The sequence below is a fragment of the Neisseria sp. HMSC03D10 genome, from assembly GCF_001807625.1.
Taxonomy (GTDB): Bacteria; Pseudomonadota; Gammaproteobacteria; order Burkholderiales; family Neisseriaceae; genus Neisseria; species Neisseria mucosa.
In genome coordinates this window covers 1,117-9,826 of the sequence record NZ_KV789516.1, presented here as the reverse complement: position 1 = coordinate 9,826, position 8,710 = coordinate 1,117, and the positions used below count along the sequence as shown (strand labels likewise).

At 55.5% G+C, this 8,710-nt stretch carries 11 protein-coding genes, 1 tRNA gene and 1 pseudogene; 5 read left to right on the top strand and 8 right to left on the bottom strand.

Annotated features, from left to right (window positions below; translation table 11 throughout):
* The first annotated feature begins 220 nt into the window (after window positions 1–220).
* Window positions 221–1,543: a murein transglycosylase A gene (mltA, locus tag HMPREF3066_RS03645; protein WP_070440512.1), complete on the top strand. Its 1,323-nt coding sequence runs from the start codon at window positions 221–223 to the stop codon at window positions 1,541–1,543.
* 40 nt (window positions 1,544–1,583) lie between these two features.
* Here the strand turns inward: mltA and HMPREF3066_RS12735 are convergent, their stop codons facing one another.
* From HMPREF3066_RS12735 to HMPREF3066_RS03635, 3 genes are all read right to left on the bottom strand, one after another.
* Window positions 1,584–1,724 (bottom strand): hypothetical protein, encoded by a 141-nt coding sequence (locus HMPREF3066_RS12735; protein ID WP_321178901.1) that lies wholly within the window; start codon window positions 1,722–1,724, stop codon window positions 1,584–1,586.
* A 235-nt stretch (window positions 1,725–1,959) separates the two neighbouring features.
* A complete protein-coding gene (locus tag HMPREF3066_RS03640) occupies window positions 1,960–2,424 on the bottom strand; it encodes a CYTH domain-containing protein (RefSeq protein WP_070440510.1) in 465 nt (154 codons plus the stop codon).
* Between the two features lie 63 nt (window positions 2,425–2,487).
* Window positions 2,488–2,913 carry a CopD family protein gene (locus HMPREF3066_RS03635; RefSeq protein ID WP_070440508.1) on the bottom strand — a complete coding sequence of 142 codons (426 nt, stop codon included), beginning with the start codon at window positions 2,911–2,913 and terminating at the stop codon, window positions 2,488–2,490.
* 221 nt (window positions 2,914–3,134) lie between these two features.
* On the opposite strand from HMPREF3066_RS03635, the gene HMPREF3066_RS03630 reads away from it, so the two are divergent.
* Window positions 3,135–3,410: a hypothetical protein gene (locus HMPREF3066_RS03630; RefSeq protein WP_003762327.1), complete on the top strand. Its 276-nt coding sequence runs from the start codon at window positions 3,135–3,137 to the stop codon at window positions 3,408–3,410.
* A gap of 264 nt (window positions 3,411–3,674) precedes the next feature.
* Here HMPREF3066_RS03630 and HMPREF3066_RS03625 read toward each other — a convergent pair.
* Window positions 3,675–3,751 (bottom strand) — tRNA-Met (locus HMPREF3066_RS03625).
* A 136-nt stretch (window positions 3,752–3,887) separates the two neighbouring features.
* On the bottom strand, window positions 3,888–4,358 hold the full coding sequence (gene rlmH, locus HMPREF3066_RS03620) for a 23S rRNA (pseudouridine(1915)-N(3))-methyltransferase RlmH (protein WP_009312525.1): 471 nt from the start codon (window positions 4,356–4,358) through the stop codon (window positions 3,888–3,890).
* A 137-nt stretch (window positions 4,359–4,495) separates the two neighbouring features.
* Between rlmH and HMPREF3066_RS13285 the strand changes: the two are divergent.
* Window positions 4,496–4,603: pseudogene (locus tag HMPREF3066_RS13285) on the top strand (IS5/IS1182 family transposase); the annotation flags it as partial.
* Between the two features lie 58 nt (window positions 4,604–4,661).
* Here HMPREF3066_RS13285 and rsfS read toward each other — a convergent pair.
* From rsfS to HMPREF3066_RS03605, 3 genes are all read right to left on the bottom strand, one after another.
* Window positions 4,662–5,048, bottom strand: a complete 387-nt coding sequence (gene rsfS / locus HMPREF3066_RS03615; protein ID WP_070440506.1) for a ribosome silencing factor — start codon at window positions 5,046–5,048, stop codon at window positions 4,662–4,664.
* Window positions 5,049–5,115: 67 nt separating this feature from the next.
* Complete coding sequence (nadD, locus tag HMPREF3066_RS03610; protein ID WP_003764780.1) at window positions 5,116–5,727, bottom strand: nicotinate-nucleotide adenylyltransferase; 612 nt, start codon at window positions 5,725–5,727, stop codon at window positions 5,116–5,118.
* 57 nt (window positions 5,728–5,784) lie between these two features.
* Window positions 5,785–6,381, bottom strand: a complete 597-nt coding sequence (locus HMPREF3066_RS03605) for a beta-class carbonic anhydrase (RefSeq protein WP_019270002.1) — start codon at window positions 6,379–6,381, stop codon at window positions 5,785–5,787.
* A gap of 155 nt (window positions 6,382–6,536) precedes the next feature.
* Between HMPREF3066_RS03605 and HMPREF3066_RS03600 the strand changes: the two genes are divergently transcribed.
* Together HMPREF3066_RS03600 and HMPREF3066_RS03595 are read left to right on the top strand one after the other, a co-directional pair.
* Window positions 6,537–7,415 (top strand): NUDIX hydrolase, encoded by an 879-nt coding sequence (locus tag HMPREF3066_RS03600; RefSeq protein WP_070440504.1) that lies wholly within the window; start codon window positions 6,537–6,539, stop codon window positions 7,413–7,415.
* A 66-nt stretch (window positions 7,416–7,481) separates the two neighbouring features.
* Window positions 7,482–8,420, top strand: a complete 939-nt coding sequence (locus HMPREF3066_RS03595) for an ABC transporter ATP-binding protein (protein WP_070440502.1) — start codon at window positions 7,482–7,484, stop codon at window positions 8,418–8,420.
* Window positions 8,421–8,710 lie beyond the last annotated feature (290 nt).

Sequence of the window (8,710 nt, the reverse complement as noted above, 5' to 3'; positions counted from 1 at the left end):
AGAGGCTGAGACAATGAACACGTTCTTAAACAATATCCGCCACAACATACAAAGTCGTCTGAAAACCCGCCCCATCCGCTTTAAGACGACCTCACGCCTTGAGCCGAAGCAGGCGGAAAAACTGTGTTAGAATCCCAAGCTCTTGAATAAACGGACCAATATCCCGTCTGCAAACCACATTCTCATCCACCCGATTTCAGACGGCTTTTAAGACAGCACTATGAAAAAACACCTATACCGCATCACACTCCTCACCATCACCGCAGCCATCCTCTCCGCCTGCCCGAGCAAACGCATCAAAAACCTCCCCGAAGTCGACACCACCACCGTCAAAGGCCCTGACCGACCGACCGGCACACCCGACCCCGCCGGCACCACCGTCAGCGGCGGCGGCGCGACCTACACCGTCGTGTCCCACCAAGAACTGCCGCACTGGAACACCCAATACTTCGTCAAAAGCCTCCAATCCTTCCGCTTAGGCTGCGAGAAACTGAAAAACCGCGCAGGCTGGCAAGATGTCTGCGCCCAAGCCATGCAGACACCCCTCCACCATTTCCAAGCCAAACATTTCTTCGAACGCTATTTCACCCCTTGGCAGGTCAGCAACAACGGTAACCCCGCAGGTACCATCACCGGCTACTACGAACCCGTCCTGCTCGGCGATGACAAAGCCACAAGCAAAGCCCGTTTCCCCATCTACGGCATCCCCAACGACTTCGTTTCCGTCCCACTGTCCGCCAATTTGAGAGGCAGCAAAGCCACCGTCCGCATCCGCCAAACCGGTGCCAACAGCGGCGTCATCGACAACAGCGGCACACACACCGCCGACCTGTCCCAATTCCCCATTACCGCCCGCAGCACCGCCCTCAAAGGCAGATTTGAAGGCAGCCGCTTCGTTCCTTATTACACCCGCAACCAAATCAACGGCGGCGCGCTCAACGGCAAAGCCCCCATCCTCGGTTACGCAGAAGACCCCGTCGAACTCTTCTTCATGCACATCCAAGGTTCAGGTCGTCTGAAAACCCCGTCCGGCAAATACATCCGCGTCGGATTTGCCGACAAAAACGAACACCCCTACGTCTCCATCGGACGCTACATGGCGGACAAAGGCTACCTCCCCCTCTCACAAACCAGCATGCAGGGCATCAAAGCCTACATGAAGCAAAACCCCGGCCGCCTCGCCGAAGTCTTGGGACAAAACCCCAGCTACGTCTTCTTCCGCGAACTGACCGGCAGCAGCGAAGCCGGCCCGGTCGGCGCATTGGGCACACCGCTCTTGGGTGAATACGCAGGCGCCATCGACCGCCACTACATCACCTTAGGCGCGCCGCTGTTTGTCGCCACCGCCCATCCGACCACCAAAAAAGCCCTCAACCGCCTCATCATGGCGCAAGACACAGGCAGCGCCATCAAAGGCGCCGTCCGCGTGGACTACTTCTGGGGCTACGGCGATGAAGCAGGCGAGGTTGCCGGCAAAATGAAAACCACAGGCTACGTCTGGCAACTCCTGCCCAACGGCATGAAACCCAGCTATCAGCCTTAACATCGGCTAAAAAGTCAAAAGGTCGTCTGAAAACTGGTTTTCAGACGACCTTTTGCTTCTCAAACAAGCCGATATAGCGGATTAAATTAAGCCAGCCGTAGCGCGGGTTTTGCCCGCGAATCCGCCAATCTAATCCCGAACCGGACACTCTTCCAAACCGTTTTCCGTGAGCAAAGCCCACGCTACAACCTAAAAATCACAAAGGTCGTCTGAAAATGTGCCTTCAGACGACCTTTGTGATTCTCAAACAAGCCGACACAGTAAATTAAATTAAGCCGGCCGTAGCGTGGGCTTCGCCCGCGAGTCCGCCGATCAAAATTGTGAATCGGGCAACCGCCCAAGCCGTTTTCCACGGGCAAAGCCCACGCTACAATCTGCTACCTGTATCGGCGGCGTACCGTTATTCCCCAACCCGCCTACCAAGTCGAATAAGGATGTTTGCTCAAATACGCATTGGTAAATTTTCCTTCCGACGTAATCTCCGCGCCCAGCCAGTCCGGTTTTTCAAACGGCGTATCTTCCGCAGGCAGCTCGACCTCCGCCACCACCAAAGGCGCGTTATCGCCGAAATACTCGTCGATTTCAAACACAAAGCCCTTAAATTCCACCCGATAACGGTGTTTTTCCATCTTAAACGGACACATCGTCTCCATCATCTGCTGCGCGTGCGCCAAAGGAATTTCGTATTCAAACTCGCTGCGGCTGACATCCGAAATATAGCCTTTCAAAGTCAACCAAGCCTTATCGTCAATAATGCGCACGCGGATGGTGCGCTCTTTTTCCACGCTCAAATAGCCCTGCTGCAACACTTGCGGCGCAGAGGCTTCGCGCTTCCAGTCATCGTTTTTCAACAGGAAGCGGCGTTCGATTTCAATAGTCATCTGTTTGATTCCAATATAAAAGAAGGTCGTCTGAAAACAGGTTTTGCAGGTTTCGCACACACCTTAAAACGGCTTGAACACCACCATATACAAAGCGACGACCATCATCAATACAGGCACTTCGTTAAACACCCTGTACCACTTGTGCGAATGCGTATTGCGGTTTTCCTCAAAGCCGCGAAGCAGCGCGCCGCAATAAAATTGATAAGCCAAAAGCAGCAGGCCCATCGACAGCTTCACATGCAGCCAGCCCTGCCCCCACCAGCCCGTCACAAACGGAATCACAATGCCGCACACCAGCGTCCCGAACCCCAACGGCGACATAAACTTATACAGCCGCCGCGACATTGCCGAGAGCCGCTCATATTCCACCGGCTGCTCCGCCGCTTCGACCTGCGCCAGATTCACAAAAATCCGCGGCAGGTAAAACAGTCCGGCGAACCACGAAATCACAAAAAACACATGCAAGAGCTTAAACCACAAATACATTTTCAGACGACCTCACGCTCGAAAACGCGTATTTTACCCGCCAAACCGCAGCGGCTGTTTTCTTTATGTCAACGACTGTCTGTTTTATGCCCGAAAAATGGTAAATCACATCATAATTCCAGACTGTTTATATGCAATAAGATTAGATTTTGTTAGAATGCATATGTAATTAAACTAATATACCCACTCCCCGCGGGAAAAACACAAAACGGAAAGAAAACATGATTAAGCAATTTGAAATCAGCACCAGCGTTCAAAAACAACTCGGCGACTACCTTGCCGCCAACCAGACCGACCTCAAAACCGCCATGGCGGACGAAACCCGCAACGGCGAAGTCGCCGCCATCATCCATGCCGGCCTGCCCATGATGGTACGCAAAATCTATTCTCTGGAAAAAATGAAAAACTTCTTCTGGACGAAAAAAGAACTGATGGTCGAATTCGTCGCCATGCGCCTTGCCGCCGCCGAAAAGAAAAACGCCAAGAAAAAACGTTAAGCCGTTGCTGCATATTGAGAAAAAAGATTGAAGGTCGTCTGAAAGTTTTCAGACGACCTTTTACAATACGGCATAGCCGGCCCGTTTACATCGATACCGCTTATTTGTCGGCGCGCCATTTCCGCCCCACCTGCGCGAGGACAGAGAATGTATCAAAAATAAACGAACCGGTCATAACGCCTTCCCGCAGCAACCAACCTGTTTGCCGTTTTACCGAAATGGCGGGCAACAAAAAACCCTCGGAAAACCGAGGGTTTTTAAAATTGGTTGCGGGAGCAGGATTCGAACCTACGACCTTCGGGTTATGAGCCCGACGAGCTACCATGCTGCTCCATCCCGCGTCAGAAGCTAAAACTATACTTTCATTCCGGGAAGGTGTCAAGGATTTTCTTGATTAAATTGTTTGTAACAAAAAATTCCTATAACTTCAAGTAATTACTTTTAAGCCGAAAAGCCTGCCTATGGGTACGGCTTTTGTCATTCGCGGTGGTAGGGATGGTTATGGAGGATGGAGACGGCGCGGTAGAGCTGTTCGGTCAGCAGGACGCGCACCATACCGTGCGGGAGGGTGAGGCTGGAGAGGCGCATCATCATGCGGGCTTGTTGTTTGAGGCGGTCGGTCATGCCGTCGGCGCCGCCGATGACGAAGCAGACGTGTTCGCCGTTTTGCTGCCAGCTTTTGAGGTGTTCCGCCAGCTCGACGGAGGTCGGGGCTTTGCCGCGTTCGTCGAGGACGATGAGGAATGCGCCTTGGGGGATGGCTTCGAGGATGCGTTTTTCTTCCGCCGCCATGCCTTGTGCGGCGTTGACGCCTGCGCCGCGTTTTTCGGGTTTGATTTCTTTGAGGGTGTAGGCGACGTCGCGTCCGAAGCGTTTGGCGTATTCGCCGACGGCTTCGTCCACCCAGCGGGGCATTTTGGTGCCGACGGCGAGGACGGTGATGTTCATGGGTTTCCTTGGTCGGATGGGGTCGTCTGAAAGGTTTCAGATGACCTTTTGGTTTGAATGATGTTGAAACGGGATTCTTGAAGCCGATATTGTTGTTGTTCGGTCAAGGGGTCGTCTGAAAACTTCAGTTTGGGCAAAGATATAGTGGATTAAATTTAAATCAGGACAAGGCAACGAAGCCGCAGACATTACAAATAGTACGACAAGGCGAGGCAACGCCGTACTGGTTTAAATTTAATCCACTATAAGATTCGGCGTGCGCAATAAAGCCGTCTGTATGCACAGACGGCTTGGGGTGATGGCTTAGTCGGCGGCGTGCCAGGGTTTTTGCGCGCCGGCGTGGAAGCTGGGTTTTTCGCCGCCCCAGAGGGTGTCGATGTCGTAGAAGTCGCGGACGGCGGGCAGCATGACGTGGACGACGAGGTCGCCTGCGTCAACGAGCGTCCATTCGCCGCTGTCGCCTTCGGTGCTGAGGATTTCGAAGCCGGCTTCTTTGAGGCTGACGGCGACGTTGTTGGCGAGGGCTTTGATTTGGCGGGTGCTGTCGCCGCTGGCGATGATCATGCGGGCGAACAGTGAGGTTTTTTCTTGGGTTTCGAGGACGGAGATGTCTTTGGCTTTGATGTCTTCGAGGGCTTCGACGGCGGTTTCGACCATTTTTTGCAGGTCTTGCAGTTCTTGTTCGTTCATTGTTTTCCTAATGGTGGGAATGAAATGGGGTTTGGACGGTATTATAACTTATCTGTATGAATTTACGCTATTTTCCGCTTTGGTACAGTTTGTGTTCGCGGATGTAGCGGGCGACTTGGGGCGGGAGGTCGTCTGAAAGTCTGCCGCTTTGGAGGGTTTGGCGGATTTGGGTGGAGGAGGTGTTGTGCAGGGGGGCGTTGAGGATGCGGACGCTGCCGTTTTGGAGGGCTTCGCCCAGCCAGGCGTGGAGTTCGCGCGGGGTTTGGTTGAGGTTGTCGCCTTGGCGCATGGCGACGGCGATGTGGGTTTGGCGCACGAGGGTCTGCCATTTTTTCCAAGTGTGCAGTTTCATGAGGCTGTCGCTGCCCATGAGCCACCAAAGTTGGGCGGCGGGGAATTGCTGGCGGAAGATTTGGACGGTGTCGAAGGTGTACGTCGCGCCGTCGCGGACGATGTCGCAGTCGCTGGCGGCGAAGCGGGGGTCGTCGGCGATGGCGAGTTCGGTCATGATGAGGCGGTCTTGGGCGGGGGCGCGGGACGGGTCTTTGTGGTAGGGGTCGCCTGCGGGCAGGAAGACGACGGTGTCGAGTCCGATTTCGTCGGCGAAGGCGCGGGCGATGTGGAGGTGGCCGTTGTGGATGGGGTCGAAGGTGCCGCCGAAAAGTCCGATGTTTTTCATGGGTGTCCTTGGGTGTGGGGTGTGCGCTCTGTTTGGGTTTCAGACGACCTGTCGGGTTTATGGGTTGTCGGGGTCGTCTGAAAGGCTTTTTGCCTCGGGACTGCCGTCGACAACCAGGGTGAGTTTGCCGGTGGTCGGGTGGATGACGAGTCCGTGGACGGCGATGTCGGCGGGCATAAGCGGGTGGTTGCGGATGACTTTGACGGTGTGGCGGACGCTGTCTTCTACGTTGTCGAAACCGGTCAGCCAGTTGTCGAGGTTTATGCCCGCGTTGCGCAAGGTTTCGATGCGGTCGTCGGGGATGTCGCTTTCGTGTACTTTTTCAAGGAAACCGGCGGCGTTCAGCCCCTTCATGCCGCAATCGTAGTGGGCAATGACCATGATTTCTTTGACTTTGAGTTCGAACACGGCGACCAAAAGGCTGCGCATGACGGAACCCCAAGGATGGGTAACGACCGCGCCGGCGTTTTTGATGAGCTTGGCGTCGCCGTTTTTCAGTCCGAGCGCGTCGGGCAGCAGTTCGATGATGCGCGCGTCCATGCAGGACAGGATGGCCAGTTCGCGGCCGGGATATTTGTCGGTGAAATATTTTTCGTATTCGCCCGATTCGACAAAATTTTGATTATAGGCGAGAATTTCGCTCAATTCGCTCATGGTGTTGGACCTCCGACAGAATGGGACGATTATAGCGGTTTTCGGGCGGTTTGGCTTTGCATCGTGTACCGTCCGGCTATGGATAGAGTTGATTGCAAATTGAAACAAAGCAGATACAATCCGCTTTATGTTTATGATTGGACTGAGGAACGGCCATGTCTTCGCACCCTTGTTTTTCCGAAACGATCGACCGCCGCACCCACGACGCGCTCTACGATTGGGCGCGGGCAAGTTACGGCGCCTCGGACGACTGGAACACGCTCTATCTGAACGGACTGGCTTTGGGTCGTCTGAATCCGTTTTGGCGCGAACGGATCAAACAAGACTGGCAGGAAGGGCTTTCTGAAATTTCAGACGACCTCTGCCTGCAAACGGACAACTGGCTGGCGATGGGCGACAGTTTGCAGCACTTGGCGCACGAATGGAAAAGCCTCGGACTGCTGTACGGCTGGCGCGACGAAAAGTTTGACGTGTGCGGCGACGCAGGCAAGGTGCTTTTTGCGTTGGAACGCGCCGCCTTCCGCCCGTTCGGACTCATGAGCCAAGCCGTCCACCTCAACGGACTGGTGCAAACCGACGGCGGCTGGCATTTTTGGATAGGCCGCCGCAGCCCGCACAAAGCCATCGATCCCAACAAACTCGACAACCTCGTCGGTGGCGGCATTGCCAGCGGCGAAACCCCGTTTGAAGCCGTCTGCCGCGAAAGCGAAGAAGAAGCCGGACTGATGCCGCCCGCCCTCGACACCCTCCGACCCGCCGCCCGAATCCACAGCCTGCGTCCCGTCTCGCGCGGCATCCACAACGAAATCCTGCACATCTTCGACATCGTCCTGCCCGAAACCGTCCGCCCCGAAAACCAAGACGGCGAAGTCGCAGGGTTTGAATTGATGAACGTTTCGCAACTTGTCGAAACCATGTTGTCCCAAACCATGATGCACGATGCCCAGCTCGTTACCCTCGAAGCCCTCAAACGCTACGGCGCGCTCGACAGGCAGCATCCGCTAAGCCTTTGGCTGGACAGCCTTTGCCGCTAAACGAAACCAATAAACAAAACCCCGCCGTTTCCCTTTCACGATTCCCCAAAAGGTCGTCTGAAACCCATGCTCCGACTTACCGACATCTGCAAACGCTTCGACAGCAAAACCGTCGCCGACCGCATCAGCCTGACCGTCTCCGCAGGCGAAACCCTCGCCGTCCTCGGACGCTCCGGCTGCGGCAAATCCACCCTGCTCAAAATCATCGCCGGCATTGTCAAGCCCGACAGCGGCGAAGTTTGGCTGGATGGGCAGGACATCACCGCCGTCCCGCCCGAAAAGCGCAACGTCTCGCTGATGTTTCAAGACTACGCCCTGTTCCCGCACCTGACCGCCCAAGAAAACGTCGGCTTCGGACTCAAAATGCGCCACCTGCCCAAAGCCGAAATCGAAGCACAAACCATGCAGGCGCTGCGCGACATCGGTTTGGAAAACGAAGCCCGCCGCAAACCCGGCAGCCTCTCCGGAGGCGAACAGCAACGCCTCGCCCTCGCCCGCGCCCTGATTATCAAACCGTCCCTGCTCCTCTTGGACGAAGCCTTCTCCAGCCTCGACACCCACCTGCGCCACAACCTCTACCGCCTGACTGACGAGAGCATCCGCCGTCAAAACATCCCCGCCGTCCTCGTAACCCATTCCCCCGAAGAAGCCGCCGCGCTGGCAGACCATATCGCCCTCATGCACGAAGGGCGCATCCTCCAATACGGCACGCCCGCCGAACTCTTCCGCCGCCCCGCCGACGCCCAAGCCGCCCGCCTGCTCGGGCTGCCCAACACCGACGATGCGCGCCACATCCCGACACACGCCATCCGTCCCGACCCGCAAGGTACACCCTGCCGCATCCTGTCCCTCACCCCCTTGCCCGACAGCCTGCGCCTGACCTTCGCCCACCCCGAATACGGCGAACTGACTACCCTTCTGCCCGCCGGACAGCTACCCGCCGGCGATACCGTGCCGATACATATCGATAAAAGACAAATCGTCTGGTTTGAACCGTCGCGATGATGTTTTGTGTCCCGCCGTCGTTTGACCCGTCGGGCAAATCAAAAAAGGTCGTCTGAAACTTTTCAGACGACCTTTGCTTTGACTTCCGACAGCTTGGGGAGTTAAAACAGCCAGAGCTTATTTTTTAATCGCGGTACGCATATTGTCGGCGATGTGGGTAGCGCCGACGGTCAGACCGGACATACCGATCAGCGATGCAGCGGCGAGTTTGATCAATTCTTTCATTTTGAGTCTCTTTCTTGTGTTTGTGTTGCGGATATTATAGTGGATTAACTTTAAACCGGTACGGC